The sequence below is a fragment of the Pseudomonas lundensis genome (genome assembly GCF_001042985.1).
Classification (GTDB): Bacteria; Pseudomonadota; Gammaproteobacteria; order Pseudomonadales; family Pseudomonadaceae; genus Aquipseudomonas; species Aquipseudomonas lundensis.
On sequence record NZ_JYKY01000008.1, the window covers coordinates 104235 to 123380 of the forward strand.

19 protein-coding genes and 1 pseudogene are annotated in these 19146 nt (G+C 58.4%); 12 read left to right on the top strand and 8 right to left on the bottom strand.

Annotated elements, in window-relative coordinates; translation table 11 throughout:
* Positions 1-121 precede the first annotated feature (121 nt).
* Positions 122-292 (top strand): hypothetical protein, encoded by a 171-nt coding sequence (locus tag TU74_RS24440; RefSeq protein WP_164488086.1) that lies wholly within the window; start codon positions 122-124, stop codon positions 290-292.
* Between the two features lie 25 nt (positions 293-317).
* Complete coding sequence (locus tag TU74_RS09025) at positions 318-557, top strand: DUF3203 family protein (protein WP_048376128.1); 240 nt, start codon at positions 318-320, stop codon at positions 555-557.
* Between the two features lie 54 nt (positions 558-611).
* On the opposite strand, the gene TU74_RS09030 is transcribed toward TU74_RS09025, so the two are convergent.
* Positions 612-1229: a maltotransferase domain-containing protein gene (locus TU74_RS09030; protein WP_082149857.1), complete on the bottom strand. Its 618-nt coding sequence runs from the start codon at positions 1227-1229 to the stop codon at positions 612-614.
* A gap of 288 nt (positions 1230-1517) precedes the next feature.
* On the opposite strand from TU74_RS09030, the gene ccoG reads away from it, so the two are divergent.
* Positions 1518-2939: a cytochrome c oxidase accessory protein CcoG gene (ccoG, locus tag TU74_RS09035; RefSeq protein WP_047291314.1), complete on the top strand. Its 1422-nt coding sequence runs from the start codon at positions 1518-1520 to the stop codon at positions 2937-2939.
* A 112-nt stretch (positions 2940-3051) separates the two neighbouring features.
* A complete protein-coding gene (mapR, locus tag TU74_RS09040) occupies positions 3052-4461 on the top strand; it encodes a GntR family transcriptional regulator MpaR (RefSeq protein ID WP_047277242.1) in 1410 nt (469 codons plus the stop codon).
* Between the two features lie 24 nt (positions 4462-4485).
* Here mapR and TU74_RS09045 read toward each other — a convergent pair whose 3' ends face one another.
* Positions 4486-4896: a PA0061/PA0062 family lipoprotein gene (locus TU74_RS09045; RefSeq protein ID WP_047277244.1), complete on the bottom strand. Its 411-nt coding sequence runs from the start codon at positions 4894-4896 to the stop codon at positions 4486-4488.
* A 221-nt stretch (positions 4897-5117) separates the two neighbouring features.
* Between TU74_RS09045 and TU74_RS09050 the strand changes: the two genes are divergently transcribed.
* From TU74_RS09050 to TU74_RS09060, 3 genes and pseudogenes are all read left to right on the top strand, one after another.
* Positions 5118-8336, top strand: coding sequence for an efflux RND transporter permease subunit (locus TU74_RS09050; RefSeq protein ID WP_048376132.1), 3219 nt, complete (start codon positions 5118-5120; stop codon positions 8334-8336).
* Entirely contained in the window at positions 8326-9492 is a 1167-nt protein-coding gene (locus TU74_RS09055; protein WP_048376134.1) for an efflux RND transporter periplasmic adaptor subunit, read from the top strand. Before TU74_RS09050 ends, TU74_RS09055 begins: the two co-directional genes overlap by 11 nt.
* Positions 9476-10890, top strand: a pseudogene (locus tag TU74_RS09060) (efflux transporter outer membrane subunit). Before TU74_RS09055 ends, TU74_RS09060 begins: the two are co-directional and overlap by 17 nt.
* 105 nt (positions 10891-10995) lie before the next feature.
* Here TU74_RS09060 and TU74_RS09065 read toward each other — a convergent pair.
* A complete protein-coding gene (locus TU74_RS09065) occupies positions 10996-11355 on the bottom strand; it encodes an SPOR domain-containing protein (protein WP_048376135.1) in 360 nt (119 codons plus the stop codon).
* A 252-nt stretch (positions 11356-11607) separates the two neighbouring features.
* On the opposite strand from TU74_RS09065, the gene csrA reads away from it, so the two are divergent.
* Both csrA and TU74_RS09075 read left to right on the top strand, forming a co-directional pair.
* Positions 11608-11802 (top strand): carbon storage regulator CsrA, encoded by a 195-nt coding sequence (csrA, locus tag TU74_RS09070; RefSeq protein ID WP_047274922.1) that lies wholly within the window; start codon positions 11608-11610, stop codon positions 11800-11802.
* Between the two features lie 289 nt (positions 11803-12091).
* Positions 12092-12622 carry a DUF1269 domain-containing protein gene (locus TU74_RS09075; RefSeq protein ID WP_047274924.1) on the top strand — a complete coding sequence of 177 codons (531 nt, stop codon included), beginning with the start codon at positions 12092-12094 and terminating at the stop codon, positions 12620-12622.
* Between the two features lie 59 nt (positions 12623-12681).
* Here TU74_RS09075 and TU74_RS09080 read toward each other — a convergent pair whose 3' ends face one another.
* Positions 12682-13098 carry an Ivy family c-type lysozyme inhibitor gene (locus tag TU74_RS09080; RefSeq protein WP_053069987.1) on the bottom strand — a complete coding sequence of 139 codons (417 nt, stop codon included), beginning with the start codon at positions 13096-13098 and terminating at the stop codon, positions 12682-12684.
* A 63-nt stretch (positions 13099-13161) separates the two neighbouring features.
* Complete coding sequence (locus TU74_RS09085) at positions 13162-13482, bottom strand: YbjQ family protein (protein ID WP_048376137.1); 321 nt, start codon at positions 13480-13482, stop codon at positions 13162-13164.
* Positions 13483-13766: 284 nt separating this feature from the next.
* Between TU74_RS09085 and ppnN the strand changes: the two genes are divergently transcribed.
* On the top strand, positions 13767-15140 hold the full coding sequence (gene ppnN, locus TU74_RS09090; RefSeq protein ID WP_048376139.1) for a nucleotide 5'-monophosphate nucleosidase PpnN: 1374 nt from the start codon (positions 13767-13769) through the stop codon (positions 15138-15140).
* 73 nt (positions 15141-15213) lie between these two features.
* On the opposite strand, the gene TU74_RS09095 is transcribed toward ppnN, so the two are convergent.
* Together TU74_RS09095 and TU74_RS25085 are read right to left on the bottom strand one after the other, a co-directional pair.
* Complete coding sequence (locus tag TU74_RS09095) at positions 15214-15747, bottom strand: DUF3087 family protein (protein WP_047280346.1); 534 nt, start codon at positions 15745-15747, stop codon at positions 15214-15216.
* A 98-nt stretch (positions 15748-15845) separates the two neighbouring features.
* A complete protein-coding gene (locus TU74_RS25085; RefSeq protein WP_420912156.1) occupies positions 15846-16250 on the bottom strand; it encodes a glycoside hydrolase family 19 protein in 405 nt (134 codons plus the stop codon).
* 572 nt (positions 16251-16822) lie between these two features.
* Here TU74_RS25085 and TU74_RS23110 point away from each other — a divergent pair.
* Positions 16823-17275: a hypothetical protein gene (locus tag TU74_RS23110; RefSeq protein ID WP_052892169.1), complete on the top strand. Its 453-nt coding sequence runs from the start codon at positions 16823-16825 to the stop codon at positions 17273-17275.
* Positions 17276-17281: 6 nt separating this feature from the next.
* Here the strand turns inward: TU74_RS23110 and TU74_RS09110 are convergent, their stop codons facing one another.
* On the bottom strand, positions 17282-17752 hold the full coding sequence (locus TU74_RS09110) for an Lrp/AsnC family transcriptional regulator (RefSeq protein WP_047274935.1): 471 nt from the start codon (positions 17750-17752) through the stop codon (positions 17282-17284).
* Between the two features lie 124 nt (positions 17753-17876).
* Between TU74_RS09110 and TU74_RS09115 the strand changes: the two genes are divergently transcribed.
* Complete coding sequence (locus tag TU74_RS09115) at positions 17877-19076, top strand: methionine gamma-lyase (protein WP_047280349.1); 1200 nt, start codon at positions 17877-17879, stop codon at positions 19074-19076.
* Positions 19077-19146 lie beyond the last annotated feature (70 nt).

Here is a 19146-nt window from a genome sequence, read left to right on the forward strand (position 1 = left end):
AGTTCAGACTGTTTTACAAGGCTCCGTTGGTCGTGTGGCGGGAGTGTTTTGCGCAGGTCACCGGTCAACCCCTTGACGACCTGACGTTTATCCGCCGTTGAAAAAGCCACGAGGCCTACTGATGAGTATTCCGATTCCTGCGCACACGCCGGACCCGAACATTGACGATCCGGTGATCCCGCCCTCTGACCCGCCACCGGTTCCTGAACAGGACCCACCGCTGGCCGATCCAAAGCCGGTGGGCGACCCACCCAGCCAGACACCACCCATCAAGGGCAACCCCGCGGCTTAAGGGGTTCAGATTAAGGAGAGTCACCATGAGCTTTGTCATCGATCAAAATCGCGGCATCTGCGTCTTTTCACGCAGTGAAGGCGAGTTACAGGTGCAGTTACCCAAGATCATCGTCATGAACAACAACCCTTCGGGCCTATCAGAAGCACGGGTGGGCCACGCACGCATCGCCATTACCGAGGAAGAGGCAGAAACCTTGGTCGGCGCAGGCGCGGTGGATCAACGGACCATGCGACACGCCACCAGCAAAGGTTCACCGATCTGAACCCTACCTTGGCCTGCACGGTGAGCACCGTGACCCCGGTGCTCACCGCAGCTGTCAACGCACCACGTACAGCGGGTATTCAGGGCTGAGGGTCAAGCAGGTACGCGGCTGGGCATCACGCATCAAGCCTTTGGTGCGTTCATTCATCAAACAGGCCACTTGCTCAGGCGGCGACAAACGCCTCACGTGGTAGTGCAGCGCCTTTAACGGGTGTTGTCGCTCCTCATCACACCGTCCGAGCGCCTGCACGATATGCGCTAGCCCGGTATCGATCAGTGATTGCAGCGGCTCGCCTGTCTGCAGCGCTTTTTCCAGCGCCAGGCAATAACCGCCATAGCTGTCGATCCACGCGTCGATGCAAAACACATGGGGCCCCGGTTGATCGATCAGGATCTGGCCGTACCACACGCGATTGCCCAAGGTATGCAGGTGCAGGCTGTCGCCGTCACTGCTGTCGACATGCCGCCAGCGCACAATCACTGCCAGTGGTCCGGACGTGAGGCAATACGCATGACTGGTGACTTTTAATAACTGGCCGACCACGGCCTTGGCTGGTTGCTGGCCGAAATCAACAACCGGCTGGGTGTTTTCGATCACGATCTGCGGCAGCTCCAGGCCGCTTCTTATTCCATCTGCCTCTGAACCTGGTTCGAACCTCGCCCCGGCTGACATTCATTTACTCCTCAACACACACATAAGTGCTGGCTCACCCTACTCAATTCTGGAGCTCTGCTGTCAGGTGAGTCGCATTTTCCTTGATCTCGATCAGCATCATCCAAGACGCATTCGGTTACAAGCTGACACGCCATAAATACTGCTCTTCAGCGGGGTGCAGCCGGTTGTCGCAGGCACCTCGAAAAAACCATCTGATCCGCTTTTAAAACAGATAGCTGAGCCTGTTATGCAATCAGTTCCCCCGGCATAGTGCTCCGGCCTGATGGAGGCTGATGAGCGAAGACCATGAGCGAACACATTCCCGTCCAGATTCTTGAATCATTTGAGGCTTCTCGACCTCGAGCCGCAAAACCCAAAAGCCCGTCCAGCGATAACGCGATTCATACCCGTAGTTTTTCTGGCCTGTTCCGTACCCTTCGATTAATCGGCGCCGGGTTTCTGTTTCTGCTGTTCTTCGGCACTGTCTGGCTCAGTTGGGACGGCCGCCAGGCCGTCTTGTGGGACCTGTCCGAAAGCAAGTTCCACATCTTTGGCGCCACCTTCTGGCCTCAGGACTTCATCCTGTTGTCAGGGCTATTGATCATCGCCGCGTTCGGTTTGTTCACTATTACGGTGTTTGCAGGACGCGTGTGGTGTGGCTACACCTGCCCGCAAAGCACCTGGACCTGGTTATTCATGTGGTGCGAAAAGGTCACCGAAGGCGACCGTAACCAGCGCATCAAGCTCAAGGCGGCGCCCTGGGGCATCAAAAAAGTCGTGCGCCGTACCGCCAAACATTCGCTGTGGCTGGCGATCAGCGTGATGACGGCATTGACGTTTGTCGGCTATTTCACACCCATTCGGCCGCTGGCCACAGAACTGCTGACCCTGGAAATGGCCGGCGTCAGTCTGTTCTGGGTGCTGTTCTTCACCGGCGCCACCTACATCAACGCCGGCTGGCTGCGTGAAGCCGTGTGCATGCACATGTGCCCGTATGCGCGGTTCCAGAGCGTGATGTTCGACAAGGACACGCTGGCCATTTCTTATGACGTGGCGCGTGGCGAATCCCGTGGACCGCGCAAACGCGGGTCCGACCCCAAACAGGCCGGGCTGGGCGATTGCATCGATTGCCACATGTGTGTGCAGGTGTGTCCGACCGGTATCGACATCCGCGACGGCTTGCAGATGGAATGCATCGGCTGTGCGGCCTGTATCGATGCCTGTGATTCAGTGATGGACAAAATGGGCTATGCCCGCGGGCTGGTGCGCTACACCTCCGAACACGAATTGCAGGGTGGCAAGACCCACCTGCTGCGCCCGCGCCTGATTGGCTATGCGGTGGTGCTGGTGGTCATGATCGGTGCTCTGGTGGTGGCGTTGAACCAGCGCAGCATGGTGTCACTGGATGTGATCAAAGACCGCGGCTTGTTCCGTGAGAACAGCCAAGGCCAGATCGAAAACATCTACAGCCTGAAAATCATCAACAAAACCCAGGACACCCAGCACTATCGCGTGTCGCTCAAGGACGGCGAGGGTTACCAGTTGCAAGGTAAAACCGAGTTGACCCTGGCACCCGGCGAAATCACCGACCTGCCGGTCTCGGTTGCCCTGCTGGCCGATCGCCCGACCAGCAGCTCGCAGACCATCACGTTTGTGGTCACGGACACCGATCAGCCCAGCGTGCGCGGTGTGGCTGACAGCCGTTTCGTGGCGCCGCTCAACCGCTGAGGCGTACCCGCCGAGCACACACCGGCCCGGTTGCCGCTGCGATGCGCGGCGGCGACAGGTAGAGTGTCGGTGCTGAAACTTTTTGAATAACGCCGGACCGAGCCTTGCCCACATGAAACGTTACGAAAAATTTGCCGACGACATTGCCGAACTGATCCGCTCCGGGGTGCTCGGCCCCGGCCAACGGGTGCCTTCCGTGCGCTATGCCAGCCAGACTTACGGCGTCAGCCCGTCCACGGTGTTTCAGGCCTATTACCTGCTGGAGCGCCGCGGTTTGATCCGGGCCAAGCCGCGCTCCGGGTATTTCGTCAACGCCCATACACCCAGCCCGTTTTGTGAACCGGCGTTCAGCAACCACGTCACCGAATCCACGGAAGTGGACGTCAGCGGGTTGGTGTTTTCAGTGCTGGATTCGATCAAGGACCCGCACACCGTGCCCTTTGGCTCGGCCTTCCCGAGCCCGACATTATTTCCGTTGCAGCGCCTGGCCCGTTCCATGGCCACCGCCAGCCGCGAAATGGACCCGCGCATGGTGGTCACCGACATGTCCCCCGGCAACCCGCAACTCCGGCGCCAGATTGCCCTGCGTTACATGGTGGGCGGGCTGATGCTGCCGATGGAGGAGTTGCTGATCACCAACGGGGCACTGGAAGCCTTGAACCTGTGCCTGCAAGCGGTGACCGAACCCGGTGATCTGGTGGCCATTGAAGCGCCAGCGTTTTACGCCTGCCTGCAAGTGCTGGAGCGACTCAAGCTCAAGGCCGTGGAAATCCCCGTGCACCCGCGCGACGGCATTGACCTTGGGGTGCTGGCACACACCCTGGAGCGTCACCCGATCAAGGCGGTGTGGTGCATGACCACCTTCCAGAACCCGATTGGCGCGAGCATGCCCGATGCCAAGAAACAGGCACTGGTCGACCTGTTACGCACCCATCAGGTGCCGTTGATCGAAGATGACGTGTACGCCGAACTGTATTACGGCCAACACGCCCCTAAACCGGCCAAAGCCTTCGATACCGAAGGCCTGGTGATGCATTGCGGCTCGTTTGCCAAAAGCCTGGCGCCGGGCTACCGGATCGGCTGGGTGGCGGCGGGTCGCTACGCGCAAAAAGTCGAACGCCTGAAACTGATGACCTCGCTGTGCGCGTCAATGCCCGCGCAGGCGGCCATCGCTGACTACCTGCAACACGGCGGTTACGACCGTCACCTGCGTAAATTGCGGTACGCGCTGGAAGAACAGCAAAGCGCCATGCTGGCCGCGATCGGCCGTTACTTCCCGGCGCAAACCCGTGTCAGCCAGCCCACGGGGGGGTACTTCCTGTGGCTGGAGCTGCCCGAACAGATGGACTCGCTCAAGCTGTTTCAGATGGCGCTGGCCCAAGGCATCAGCATCGCGCCGGGGCCGATCTTCTCGGCAACCCAGCGGTTTCGCAATTGCATCCGCCTCAACTACGGCAGCCCGTGGGATGAAGCCTGTGAAAAAGCCATGGAAACCCTCGGCAAAATCGTGCGCTCGTTTTAGCGCGCCCGGCACCGGGGCCTCACGCTAACCGGGCAGACAGGTGAAGTCCGCCGTGTGGGCCACTTCCTTGCCCTGCCCGTCGACCAGCCGGGCACTGATCTGCGCGCCCAGGCTCGATTCGATGAGTTGGTAATGGCCGCCGGGCTTGAAGCCCTGGTAGCTGACGTTACCCTGGCAATCGACCTGATTTTGATCACCGCTGGCCCCTTCGAACAACGTGACGTCCAGTCGGTGGGCGCCCGGTGTCACCTCAAAAAAACGCCCGTCACGGGTGTTTTTGCCATCCACACGCTCGGCCATCAGGTCGCCAGTGCCCTCTTCCTTGAGGCCAATCCAGGCCTCGCTCGGGTCCTGCGCGGGCATGGGACCGGCGCAGGCCGACAGTAACAGTGCAAGGCTCAGGCCCGGAATCAACAGCAAGGGTTTGACAATCATCGCAACGCGCCTCGAAAACAGACCATGGACACGACGGGGCTGACCTGCCTCCGTCACACAGGCCATCAGCCTGGCCGCCTTCGGGCACAGCGCCAAATGAAGGTGAATGAAGGGATTTTCAGCCCTTTCTTAAAGGATCCTTCACGTGCCTGAAAGCGCCGCGTTAGGTTCCAGCGGCAAGACTGCCGGGGTTTGCAATTCCACTCCCCGGAGGTTCAGGCATGCTCGGGCTGGTAAAGACCGCACTGCACAAGCCCTACACATTTATGGTGTTGGCGATTTTCATCTGCATCATTGGCCCCCTGGCCGCCGTGCGTACGCCCACGGACGTGTTCCCGGACATCGGCATTCCGGTGGTTGCCGTGGTATGGCAATACACCGGGCTGGCGCCCGCCGACATGGCGGGGCGGGTGATTTACACCTATGAGCGCTCGCTCAGCACCACCGTGAATGACATCGAACACATCGAGTCACAATCGTTGCCGGGCATGGGCATCGTGAAAATATTCTTCCAGCCCGGCGTCGACATTCGTACGGCCAACGCCCAAGTCACCGCGGTGTCGCAAACCGTGCTCAAACAAATGCCGCCCGGCATTACCCCACCCCTGATCCTCAACTACAGCGCCTCCACCGTGCCGATTCTGCAACTGGCGTTCTCCAGCCCTACGCTGTCAGAAGCGCACATCCGCGACCTGGTGCAGAACAACATTCGCTTGCCCCTCAGCGCCCTGCCCGGGCTGGCCATGCCCACGCCCATGGGCGGCAAACAGCGCCAGATTACCCTCGACCTCGACCCCCAAGCGCTGGCCGCCAAGGGCTTGTCGGCGCAGGACGTGGGCACTGCACTGGCGGCCCAAAACCAGATCATCCCAGTGGGCACGGCCAAGCTCGGCACCTATGAGTACACGGTGATGCTCAATAACAGCCCCAAGGCCATCGACGAACTCAACGACTTGCCGATCAAAACCGTGAACGGCGCGTTGATTACCATTGGCCAAGTGGCCCACGTGCGTGACGGATCGCCGCCGCAAACCAACATCGTGCGGGTGGACGGCCACCGCGCAGTGCTGATGCCGGCGTTGAAAAACGGCAACATTTCGACCCTGTCCATCGTCGACGGCATTCGCGCGATGCTGCCGCGCATCAATGAGACCCTGCCGCCGTCACTGAAAACCTCGTTGCTGGGCGACGCCTCGGTGTTCGTTAAACAGTCGGTGGGCAGCGTGGCGCAGGAGGGGGTGATTGCCGCCTTGCTGACCAGCGCCATGATTCTGCTGTTTCTCGGCAGTTGGCGTTCGACGCTGATCATTGCGGTGTCGATCCCGCTGGCGGTACTGGCGGCCATTGCGTTGCTGGCGCTGAGCGGGCAAACCCTGAACGTGATGACACTCGGCGGACTGGCCCTGGCGGTGGGCATTCTGGTGGACGACGCCACGGTAACCATCGAGAACATCAACTGGCACCTTGAACAGGGAAAGTCGGTGCGTGAGGCCATCCTGGATGGCGCCAGACAGATCGTCGGCCCGGCGTTTGTCTCGCTGTTGTGCATTTGCATCGTGTTCGTGCCGATGTTTATGTTGCAAGGCATTGCCGGCTACCTGTTCCGCCCGATGGCGCTGGCCGTGATGTTCGCCATGGGCAGTTCCTTTCTGCTGTCGCGCACGCTGGTGCCGACGCTGGCGATGTTTTTGCTCAAGCCCCATATGCCTGAGCAAGGCGTCGGCCATCACCCGGAAAACAGCTACCTCAATCACCACGAAGGCGTACAGCCCAAACAGCCACACTCGGCGCCGGTGCGGGCGCTGCTGCGCTTTCAGCAAGGGTTCGAGCGTCGTTTTTCTACCGTGCGCGACGGTTACTACGGGTTGCTGACACTGGCGCTGGCGTGGCGCAAGCGGTTCCTGCTGGTGTTTATGGGGTGTGTACTGGCCTCGTTCGCGTTGTTGCCCAGCCTTGGGCAAGACTTCTTTCCGGCTACCGATGCTGGCGCCCTGGCGTTGCACGTGCGCTTGCCGTTGGGCACGCGCATTGAGGAAAGTGCCGCAGCATTCGACCGCATTGAGTCGCGCATCCGCGAGGTGATCCCGGCCGATCAAGTGGACAGCATCGTCGACAACATTGGTATTCCATTAAGCGGGATCGACATGGCCTACAGCAGCAGCGGCACTATCGGGCCGCAGGACGGCGATATTCAGGTCACGCTCACGGCCGATCATGGGCCGACGGCCGCGTACGTGAAAACGTTGCGCGAAGTACTGCCCGACAGCTTCCCCGGCAGCCAATTTGCGTTCATGCCCGCCGACATCAGTAGCCAGATTCTCAACTTCGGTGCGCCCGCGCCGCTGGACGTGAAGATTTCCGGACGTGATGACGCTGCCAATCGCGCCTATGCCCTGCAATTGCAGCGCCGTTTACAGCAGGTGCCGGGCATTGCCGACCTGCGCATTCAGCAGTCGGTGGGCTACCCGTCATTGCAGGTGGATGTCGACCGTCAGCGTGCCAGCGGGCTGGGCATTACCGAGCGTGATGTGACCAACAGCATGGTGGCGTCCCTGGCGGGCAGTTCGCAGGTGGCGCCGACCTTCTGGCTCAACCCGCAAAATGGCGTGTCGTACGGGGTGGTCGCGGCCACACCGCAATACCGGCTGGACAGCCTGCCCGCCCTGGAAGCCTTGCCGGTGACGGGCAGTAACGGCCAGTCGCACATCCTCGGCGGGCTCGCCACCCTGCGCCGCGTACACAGCCCGGCCGTGGTCACGCACTACAACATCCAGCCGACCCTCGACCTATACGCCAACATTCAGGGGCGCGATTTGGGCGCCGTGGCCGCCGACGTGCAACAGGTGATTGATAGCGCCGCCGACCTGCGGCCCAAAGGCGCGATCGTCAGCCTGCACGGGCAAATCGACGCCTTGCACGAAGCCTTTAGCGGCCTCGGCGTGGGCTTGCTGGGGGCCGTGGTCCTGATTTATCTGCTGATCGTCGTCAACTTCCAGTCCTGGCTGGACCCGTTCGTCATCATCACCGCCCTGCCCGCAGCCCTGGCCGGGATCGTGTGGATGCTGTTCCTCAGCGGCACCTCGTTGTCGGTGCCAGCCCTGACCGGCGCCATCTTGTGCATGGGCGTGGCGACCGCCAACTCGATTCTGGTGGTAAGTTTTTGCCGCGAACGCCTGGCTGAGCATGGCGACGCACTGAAGGCTGCGCTGGAAGCGGGCTACAGCCGATTCCGACCGGTCTGCATGACGGCGCTGGCGATGATGTTCGGGATGCTGCCGCTGGCGCTCTCGCAAGAACAAAACGCCCCGCTGGGCCGCGCCATGATTGGCGGCCTGATGCTGGCCACCGTTGCCACCCTGTTATTCGTGCCCGTGGTGTTTAGCTTGGTGCACGGGCAAAAAGACACTCGCGCTGCTGGAGAAACGCCCCATGTCGTCTGATCAAACACCTTCGCACACGCGCTTGATGTACCTGGGCATCGGCGGCCTGACGCTGGCCGCCCTGCTGGTGGCCAACGGACTGGCGAGCCGCAGCCGGCATGAGCAGGCGGTCAGCCAGTGGACGCAAGCGGCTGCCTTGCCGGTGGTGAGCGTGTTCCAGCCCCGGCAAAACGCCGGGGGCGATACCTTGCGCTTGCCAGCCCACCTTGAGGCCTGGAGCAAAGCGCCCATACAGGCGCGGGTGAACGGCTACCTCAAGAGCTGGCAAAGCGATATCGGCAGCAAGGTGCAAGCGGGCCAGGTGCTGGCGTTGATCGACAGCCCCGATCTGGACCAGCAACTGGCACAAACCCGCGCCCGGATGCTGCAAGCGCAGGCCAATGCAAAGCTGGCGGCGACCACGGCCTCGCGCTGGCAACACCTGCTGGCGTCGCATTCGGTGTCACGTCAGGAAGCCGACGAGAAGCAATCGAATGCGGCCGCCGCCCATGCCAATGCGCAAGCGGCCGAGGCTGATTTCGCACGGCTTTGCTCACTGGAAGCCTACAAAACCATTCGCGCGCCTTTCGCCGGGACCATCACTGCGCGCCATACGGACATTGGCCAGTTGATCAAGGCCGATACGGACAGCGACACCGAACTGTTTGACATCGCGGATACCCACCAGCTGCGCCTGTATGTGCCAGTGCCCCAAAACTACGCCAGCGTGGTGCGCCCCGGTATGCAAGCTCAACTCTCGGTGCCGGAGCATCCGGGCCAAACCTTCAGCGCTCGCCTGATGGGTAACTCAACCTCGGTTGACCCGCGCTCGGGCACACTGATGGCCCAATTTTTGGTCCCCAATCCCAACGATGCGCTGATGCCTGGCGACTATGCCGAAGCCGTGTTGGCGGTGGCGCCTGACACCCATGGGGTCAGCATTCCCGCCAGCGCGCTGATTTTTCGCGCCCAAGGTACCCAAGTGGCGCTGCTGGATGCATCGCAGCATGTGCACTTGCAGACCATCCATATCGGGTTGGAGCTGGGTGATCGGCTGGTGGTCGATCAAGGGCTAAAGCCTGCTGATACCGTCATCGACAACCCGCCCGACGCCTTGCGCGACGGTGATGCCGTACGGCTCGCGAACCAGGGAGCGTCCCATGCTGCCAAGGCTTAAGTCTGCGCTATGGCTGTGGGTCCTGGCGTTGCAGGGCTGTTCATTGGCCCCCGCCTACACCGTGCCACAACTCGCATTGCCCGCGCATTATCGTGAACAGGCCGATGCTGGTGCCTGGCATCCTGCGCACCCCGCGGATCAACACTCGGCGCATTGGTGGTGGGTGTATCAGGACGCACGCCTCAACGCTCTGCAACAACAATTACTGGACGCCAATCCCGATCTGGCGGCGGCGCTGGCGCATGTTGATGCGGCCCAAGCGTATGCCAGCCAGTTGCATGCCGGTCTGTTCCCGCAATTGACAGCCAGCGCCCAGCCGCTGCGCGAACGTCAATCAGATAGCCGCCCGTTACGCGGTACGACACAACCGTCGGTGTACAACAGCAAGACAGCAGCTTCGCGCTGAATCTAGACCTCGACCTGTGGGGCAAAATTCGCAATCAGGTGGCAGCCGGTGATGCACAGGCGCAGGCGTCAGCCGATGATCTGGCGGTCGCTCGCTTGAGTTTGCAACGGCAATTGACCTGTTTGTATGTGCAGCTCGACGGTCTGGATGCGCAGCAGCGCATTGTGTCCCGCTCGCTGCAGGATTACAGCCAGGCCCTGCAACTGACCCGCGCCCGTTATCTGGGCCAGATTGCCTCTGAAGTGGACCTGACCCGCGCCCAGACCCAACTGGCCCAAGCCCAGGCGCAACTGGATGAGGTGCGCGGGCAGCGCAACTTGACTGAGCATGCCATTGGCGAACTGGTGGGCGAACCCGCCAGCACGTTTGAACTGGCCGCCCGCGAACAAACGCTGTCCCCGCCGGAGCAACCCGACACGCTGCCCGGCGCCCTGTTGCAACGCCGCCCCGACATCGCAGCGGCGGAGCGCAGGGTGTTTGCTGCCAATGCACAGATCGGGGTGGCGAAAGCGGCCTGGTATCCCGACTTTAGCCTGAGCGGATTAATCGGCGGGCAAACCCGGGGGGCAGGCAACCTGTTGGCGGCGGGCAACCGATTCTGGGCACTGGGGCCGCTGGTCAACTTGCCCATTTTTGACGGCGGCCGACTGGATGCGCAGGCGCGTCAGGCCAAGGCCGAATTTGAAGAGGCCAGCGCGTCGTACCGCAGCACGGTCCTGCACGCTGTGCGGGAAGTTGAAGACAACCTTGCGCAGTTGCGTGACCTGCGCCAGCAGCAGCTAGACGAGCAGGCCGCCGCCAATGCGGCGCACAACACCCAGACGCTGGCCACCCGCAGTTATGAAGCGGGAGCGGTGAGTTATCTGGAAGTGGTCACTGCGCAAACCGCCGCCTTGCAGGCGCAACGTCAGGTGCAGGCTCTGCGCACTCGCCAGTTGCAGGCCAGCGTGGCGTTGTTGACGTCATTGGGTGGTGGCTGGCGTGCTCAGTGACAAACGCCACCGGCGCACGCTCAGGGTGCAAAAAAATAATGGCTCAAAGCCTGCGCCTGCGCCGGTTGCCGCTACGCTTAGGAAGCAAAACGGCACCGTGACTGCTTAGTGGGCGGGCTTGTCGACCGGCAACTCAATGATCCGGGCTTGCAGGTTGTCGAGTTGGGTTATCAAGCGGGTCAACATCGCCTGCGCTTCGTCGCGGCTAGTGAAGGGGCCGAGCAGCACGCGTTGAACACCGTCAATTTCCGAAATATAAGAGCTATAACCATGTTCCAGCAGCCTTGCCGTCAAATCACTGAGCGCTTGAGTCTCGCCCAGTTTGACCTCTACCGCCCAGCGAGCCACCGGCGCTTGAACAGTCGATGTGTCAGAAGCTGCTTTAGCCCGTTGAATTTTATCGTTAGACTCCTGACCGCAAGCCGTCAGGGCCAATATTGCTGTCATCACGATGACTTTACGCACTGCGTTTCCCCTATCTTTTTGAGTGGGTCGATTTTATCACTGGGGCAGCGGCCTTTGCTCTCCTTGAACAAATCCGATACGCCCTTATCTAAGACACATAGGCGAGAGCTTTCCTCGTACAGGGAATTGCCACTCTGGCTATGACGTCTGTAATGAGCGGCGCATTTATATGCAGTTAGCAGTATTCTGTAGCCATGACCGAAGCCGCACCGTCTCAGAGACGTGCCATACAAAGCCATCAAGGAGAAAAAAATGCTGATACTCACCCGCAAAGTTGGTGAAAGCATAAACATCGGTGACGATATTACGATCACTATTTTAGGTGTCAGCGGCCAACAGGTCAGAATTGGCATCAACGCGCCCAAAGATGTAGCCGTACACCGTGAAGAAATTTACCAGCGCATCCAGGCTGGCCTGACTGCTTCGGACAAAAACGATCAGCAATAAATCTCCGAGGTATCAGCCCTTGGAGTAAGTGTCAGGGCTGCTCAGCCAGCCCTCCTCTTCCTTTCTATTCCCCTCTGCGCTGTTTTCCCTTCTGCTCCCTGGTGCGACAACCCGAACCGGGTATCGACTTGACGGTTTCAAGGTCTGCGACCACGCTCATTGCTCGCAGCCGCTTCTCAACCGCTGCTGTGCTGCGCAACAAGGTGTTAAAGGTGTCATCACACTTTGAGGCCTACTTCTTCATTCAGCCCGTTGCGGGCTGGAACTGCACAGTCAAGGAATGAAAGACATGTCTGATTTGATCGTAGTGGGATTTGACGATACTGAAAAAGCTGACCGCGCCTTGACCAAAATGGTGTCGTTGAGCAAAGAGCATCTGGTGGAGCTGGAAGATGCGGTCATTGTTGTTCGTAACAATGAAGGCAAGGTGCACATCAAACAGAGCGTGAACCTCACCGCCCTTGGCGCGACCTCCGGCTTGGTCACTGGCGGCCTGTGGGGCGCTCTGGTCGGGCTGTTGTTTCTCAACCCGCTGGCAGGTTTTGCCATCGGCGGCGCGCTCGGTGCGGGCACTGGTGCGCTCTCGGGGTCGTTGAGCGATTACGGCATCGATGACGATTTCATCAAGTCGCTGAGCGAAACCATTCCCAACAACTCTTCGGCCCTGTTCGTGCTGTTGCGTAAGTTCCAGCCCGAGAAAGTGTTGAAGGAACTTGAAGATTCAAACTTCAAGGGCAAAGTGTTGCGCACCTCGCTTTCCCCCGAGCAAGAAGAAAAACTTCAGGCGGCACTCTCTCAAACCAGCCTGACGAAAGCGTAAAAGCCACCCGTTGCCGCTCGTTCGACCGCCTCAAAGGCGGTCGAACGTGTAGGGCAATCTCAATCGGTAGGGTTATTGTCCGCAAACGATTTGTTGAGCAGCTTTTTAATGGTGTCATCCGGCATGCCCAAAAATTGCTGATCAAATGTTTCGGCATTCTCGGCGCGAACGGACAGTAGCCCCCACGCCTGTTTGCCATCGGGGCTAAACACCACATTCAACTGATTGGCTGCACAATCGTGGGGTTTGCACATCTGGCCGACGGTCCAGGTTTTACCGTCCATGACCACTTTTTCAACAGGAGCCGCAGTGCCCTGACCGGTTTTCACCCAATCCGGGTAAGCCAGCATGGCCGCATACGCTTGTTTATAGGGTGCTTGAGTCGTCAGCTCAGGTAGCCGACTTTCGGCAGCCACTCCCGTTGCGACACCCGCCACGACCCACCCCATCAACGCACGCTTTAAAAATCCTGTCATCGAAACGCTCCTTCTATTTCCCAAAACTGACGGTCTGACAACTGCCACAGGTTTAGCGCAGTTTCAGCTCAAGCGCACGGCCGTGCCGGTGGCGAATACCACCAGCATGCCACCGCGACCTGACGGCATGCTGATTTCAAAATTCAGCCCCACAATTGCATCGGCGCGCAGCACGCCCGCACGCTCTCGGATTTCATCCGTAACTTCTGCCCGCGCTTCTTTCAACGCGCGCTCCAGCGTCTGAGAACGCCCACCGAAAAAATCCCGCATGCCGGTGAAGAAATCCCGCACGACGTTGATACCGTGTACCGACTCTGCACTGATGACCCCCAGGTACTCCGTGATCTGGCGCCCTTCGATGCTGTTGGTTGTGGTGATGATCATTAACCCTTCCTTATGCGAGGTGAGGTCTTGCACCTTCCCTCATCGAGGCACAGGTTACCTCAGACAAAGCAGGCCCGACCGACTTGATCATCAACGTCTGCGGTGCGCTGGTCTTATGAGCAGGCGGTGTTACTGTAGAGGCCAGCCGCGAAACAGCCGGCATCAACAATGAACAGATATCCAGCGCCACGACAATCGGGACTTCTTGTGGCGTAGATACACTCGGCAGGTATGCATGTAAAACTGCGTCAGGCAATTTTTTGACCCGCTCAAGGAAGTTCTCAATGGTCCAAAGACACGTCATCAATGCTTCAGTCAGCCCCAAAGGCAGCCTGGAGACGTTATCGCAACGTGAAGTGCAGCAACTGAGTGAAGTCGGCTCAGGCACCAGTTACACCCTGTTCCGCCAATGTGTGCTGGCCATCCTCAACACCGGCGCCCATGTCGACAATGCCAAAACCATCCTTGAAGCGTACAAAGACTTCGAAGTGCGTATTCATCAGCAAGATCGGGGGGTTCGCCTTGAGCTGCTGAACGCTCCGGCTGATGCCTTTGTGGATGGCGAAATGATCGCCAGCACGCGTGAAATGCTGTTCAGCGCCCTGCGCGACATCGTGTACACCCAAAGCGGACTCGACAGCCCGCGCATGGACCTGAACACCTCGGCCGGGATTACCGACTACGTGTTCCACCTGCTGCGCAACGCGCGCACTTTACGCCCAGGTGTTGAACCCAAAATCGTGGTGTGCTGGGGCGGTCATTCGATCAACACCGAAGAGTACAAATACACCAAGAAAGTCGGCCATGAATTGGGCCTGCGGCTGCTGGACATCTGCACTGGCTGTGGTCCCGGCGTCATGAAAGGCCCAATGAAAGGGGCCACGATTTCCCACGCCAAGCAACGCTTGTCGGGCGGACGCTATCTGGGGCTGACCGAACCTGGGATCATTGCGGCCGAAGCGCCCAACCCGATCGTCAATGAACTGGTGATCTTGCCTGACATCGAAAAGCGCCTTGAAGCTTTTGTACGCGTAGGCCACGGCATCATCATCTTCCCGGGCGGCGCAGGCACGGCAGAAGAGTTCCTGTATTTGCTCGGGATTTTGATGCATCCCGACAACAGCGATGTGCCGTTTCCGGTCATTCTGACCGGCCCTAAAGAAGCTGAACCCTACCTGCAACAGCTCCACGAGTTTGTGGGCGCGACCCTGGGCGACGCGGCGCAAAAGCACTACCAGATCATCATCGATAACCCGGCCGAAGTGGCGCGCCAGATGACAGCCGGGCTTAAAGAGGTCAAACAGTTCCGTCGCGAACGCAATGACGCGTTCCACTTCAACTGGCTTTTAAAGATTGATGAGGGTTTTCAGCGCCCGTTCGATCCGACCCATGCCAACATGGCCAGCCTGCAATTGCGCAAGGACGTGCCACCCCATGAATTGGCTATCAATTTGCGACAGGCTTTTTCTGGCATTGTGGCCGGTAACGTGAAAGAAAAAGGCATTCATCTGATTGAGCAACATGGTCCTTACGAGATCCATGGCGATGCGGCTGTGATGAAGCCGTTGGACAAATTGCTGCAGGCCTTCGTCGAGCAACACCGCATGAAACTCCCCGGTGGTGCAGCGTATGTGCCCTGCTATCGCGTGGTGAGCTAACCACGCAGCGTCATGGCTGGCCGGGCTACAGGTGCGCACTGGGCGCCCCCATGGCTTGGCTGGCCTTAACGTTTTATTTCAACGGTGTGAACGTTTTAACCTTCTCGATCCACGCAGGGTCCAATCGCGTTTGCTCAGTGTCGATGCCCAACGCTTCAAGCCGCGCCTTGTGCAGGTCGATCTCGCGCACCATCTGGCTCAACGCGCTGGAGTTAGCATCCAGCTGATACATCTGGGTGATGCCCAGGTGATAAAAACGCAACAGCTTGAGCGCGCTGACATCCCCGGCCATGACACCCGCCGTCACGTGATGCATGACATTTGTGACCCGCATCAGGCTGCGCTTGAGTTGCCACCCATACACCGCAGCCGCCATCCAGGGCTGGGACCAGAACACGTAGCGCACCAGACCGACCGTGACGATCAGTGCCACGATCACTCCGGCCAGATTCAACCGGAAGTTATCACCGCCCGGCACGCCTGCCAGCATCACTGCCAAGCCAGAAATCACCAGCGCCAGCAAGGCAAACAGCAAGGCGATGTAAAGCGTGCTGCGCCGGGTTTGTTGACGATAAGCCTCGGGACTCATCGACTTCAGTTCAAACATCACGGTTTAAATACCCCTGCGTGGCTGGAAAAAAACAGGCGCGCATTATGGCATCTAAACCGAGTGAGCTGAGGTTTCACTCCCATTAATAACGCCAGTCAACCAGCAGATGTCTGGCTCATCAGGTTGAGGGCTTGTTCATATAGCGCTACGCGCTGGGCATGGCCGTTAAGTCCTCCATTGATAGCCCGTGTCACACGCTCAAAATCATCGCCATCTGCCAACGCATTGAGGTTACGGGTACTCCAATACCAGCCTGCCGACTCGACTGCCCAGCGCCACTGTTCAAGCAATTGAGGCGTGGTCAATAAACGCTCATCCCCGAACAGGCCCAGGCTGCATTGTTGATAGTTACTCTTGCCCGTCATCTGAATCAGCCCCCTGCCACGGTAACGCCAACCGTCTCCTGACGCTTCATCACCGTTACCCAGACGATTGCTGTACACCCGATTGGCAATGGCCTCGGGTTGGCGATGCAACTTCTGCGCATCACTGTTGGGCACTCGTCGTGAACGCCCCCCTCCATGACGGTTATGTAGGCGCCAGCCGCATTTTTTTCGGCAAACCGTGAACCCCACGTCGCGGCCAAACCACCCGCACTGTAATTAAGGTTCTCGACCAACACTGTAAAGCCGCCACACTCATGCCCCACTTGGGACAAAAACGCCGCTATCCGACGCGGGGTGGTGATCTGCCGCTGCTGCGCCACATGCTGTAAGGAAGGAAAATAATCGTTCATGAACTGTGAACTTTTGGGGAACAACCCCATCATCAACTCTCGTGTCAACATCGTGTGCTCTTACCATTAATAAAAATAAAAGCTAAGCACTCTCTGTGTATGCGCGCACCCGTTCAAGAAGCAAAAAGACACTTCCTACTTACAATTTAACTTTAACCGACATTATTCACCCGGCTTCAACCCTTTTAACCCACTGCGGCTCCCCCCCCCGTAACGGCGTACAACAATGTAAGTATTTCCTTCTGTAAATCCTGCGCATTACTTATAAAACACACACCATACTTAGGCTTAACCACACAGATTAACGGCCGAACCATCCTTACAGGAACTCATTGAATGACCAGCCATCCTGGCGACAACATGTATATCAATATGCGCTTTATCAATAAAACGGGCTACCGACTGGATTTGCTTTCCGCACACCACACGGCGAGACAAGGCGCTTTCCCTCCGGAGCTATCGGACAACAATCTTGACGTGCGCGTCGACCAAATTCAGTTCGTGACCACACCCAAACTACGGGGTGACATTCTGATTGACTATGATGTTAAAAAATCCATCTTTGAATCTCGCGCTGCTTACACGCTCGACAAGACGATCATTACTTTTGAAAGTAGTTTCTTATATGCCTATGAGAAAAGACTTAATCATCGCGCGCCCAAGGTGACATTCTATTGGACACACCACTGTGCATGTGCCGAGTATCCGGACTTCCCCTGCCGTTCACAACTCACCCACCATAATCCCTCCAGGCCCTACAGCTACACGGTCGACTTTTTTATCGGATAACGGTCGTTAAAGTCCCAGGGGCATCTTGCGAAGCGGTTTTACCGACTTGAATGAAAAACTTGAATAAATCTCCTTGACCGCAGGTAAAGCTTGCAGAACTTCACGCGCAAACTCACCAAAAGATTCAAGGTCTTTAGCCACCACTTCAAGCAAGAAATCATAACGACCCGAAATGTTATGACAGGCCACGATCTCAGGAATATCCAGTAAGCACTGCTCGAATTTTCTGGCTGTTTCCTGAGAATGTGAGGCCATCATGACGCTGACAAAGGCCGTGACGCCGTACCCCAGTTGCTTGGGCGAGATGATCGCTTGATAGCCCGTAATCAGGCCCTGTTGCTCAAGGATTTTGACCCGCCGCCAACAGGGCGAGGTGGTCAACGACACCTGCTCCGCGAGTTCGGCCACCGTTAATCGCGCATTGTTTTGCAATGCAGCCAGCAGGGCTTTATCGGTTCTATCCAGAGCGTTGAGCATACTGTGCCTCTTGATCTCGATGTGGAGGGTATTTATTCCAATAGCGCTCGATTTAACCCTTGGAATTGGTATTTATCGCTTCGAATTTGAGCATAGCATTGTAGGAAATATCGGAGCGTCCAGCATGAACGACAAAAAAAATGAGTTCGGCTTTTCTACCCGCGCGATCCATCACGGCTACAACGCCCTTGAGAATCAGGGCGCCCTGATTCCTCCCATTTACTTGACGTCCACATTTGCTTTTCCGACTGCTGAATACGGCGCAGCGTGTTTCGCCGGAGAAGAAGACGGGCATTTTTATACACGCATTTCCAATCCCACCCTCGCGCTGCTCGAAGCACGCATGGCGACACTGGAAAACGGCGAAGCCGGTATTGCCTTCAGTTCTGGCATGGGCGCTATTGCCACGACCTTCTGGACGCTACTGCGCCCGGGGGATGAACTGATCGTGAGCCGCACCCTGTATGGCTGCACCTTTGCCCTGCTGCATCACGGCATCGGGGAATTCGGCATCAAGGTCAAACATGTCGACATGACCGACATGCAAGCACTTGAAGCCGCGATCTCCCCCGCCACGCGCATGATCTACTTTGAAACCCCGGCCAACCCCAACATGCAACTCGTCGATATTGCAGCTGTTGCGCGCGTTGCCCACGCCCATCCTGACATCACGGTGGTGATCGACAACACCTACTGCACCCCTTACTTGCAGCGACCATTGGAGTCAGGCGCCGATGTGGTCGTGCACTCGGCCACTAAATACCTGAGTGGGCACAGCGATATCACGGCGGGCATTGTTGTCACCTCACAAGCGCTGGCCTCGCGTATTCGCTTGCAGGGCTTGAAGGACCTCACGGGGGCCGTGCTGTCGCCCCACGATGCGTACCTGCTCATGCGCGGGCTCAAGACCCTGGCTTTACGCATGGATCGCCATTGCAGCAGTGCTCAGGTGATTGCCCAGTATTTGGAGAATCACCCGGCCGTGAAGTCAGTGTCTTATCCAGGACTACCCTCTTTCGCACACTATGAGTTGGCTAAATTCCAAATGCGCCAACCTGGCGGGATGATTGCTTTCGAGCTAAAGGGAGGCCTGGAAGCCGGTCGGCATTTCATGAACGCTCTGCAACTGATCAGCCGGGCTGTCAGCCTGGGCGGTGCAGAATCTTTGGCGCAACACCCTGCAAGCATGACCCATTCGGCTTACACGCGGGAGGAGCGTGCTCGACACGACATTAGTGAGGGGCTGGTGCGTTTGGCGATTGGCCTGGAAGACGTGGAAGATCTGCTGGCTGATGTTGAACAAGCCCTCACGTACAACGCCTGAATACCCTTGCGCAAACAGAAAAGGCCGCTGATTTCGCAGCGGCCTTTAAATGTAAAAGGGATCAACCCGG